This is a genomic window from Rhodococcus sp. EPR-134 (genome assembly GCF_001647205.1).
Lineage (GTDB): Bacteria > Actinomycetota > Actinomycetes > Mycobacteriales > Mycobacteriaceae > Rhodococcus_F > Rhodococcus_F qingshengii.
In genome coordinates this window covers 1-415 of record NZ_LVCT01000352.1, presented here as the reverse complement: position 1 = coordinate 415, position 415 = coordinate 1, and the positions used below count along the sequence as shown (strand labels likewise).

Here is a 415-nt window from a genome sequence, read left to right as displayed (position 1 = left end):
CGTCGTACCGCAGCAGCCACCGACGAGGCCGAGTCCGAACTCGGAGACGAAACCACTGAGGGCTTCGGCCAATTCGTCGGCAGTCAGCGGATACTCGGCACCCTTGGGGCCGAGCTGCGGCAGGCCGGCATTGGGCATGACCGACACCGGCAGCGTGGAGTACTTGGACAGATGACGGAGATGTTCACTCATCTCGGCCGGCCCGGTGGCACAGTTCAGACCGATCATGTCGATACCGAGTGGCTCGAGTGCCGTCAGCGCCGCACCGATCTCACTGCCCAGGAGCATCGTTCCGGTTGTCTCGACCGTCACGTGCGTGATGATCGGCAACCGCAGTCCGAGTTGCTCCATCGCACGCTGGCTGCCGAGGATTGCAGCTTTCACCTGAAGCAGGTCCTGGCAGGTTTCGACGAGG

Annotated in this window: 1 protein-coding gene; it reads right to left on the bottom strand. The window is 63.4% G+C overall.

Annotated features, from left to right (window positions below):
• Positions 1-415, bottom strand: a 415-nt coding sequence (locus tag A2J01_RS15710) for a homocysteine S-methyltransferase family protein (protein WP_197494230.1), incomplete at both ends; no start/stop codon positions are given.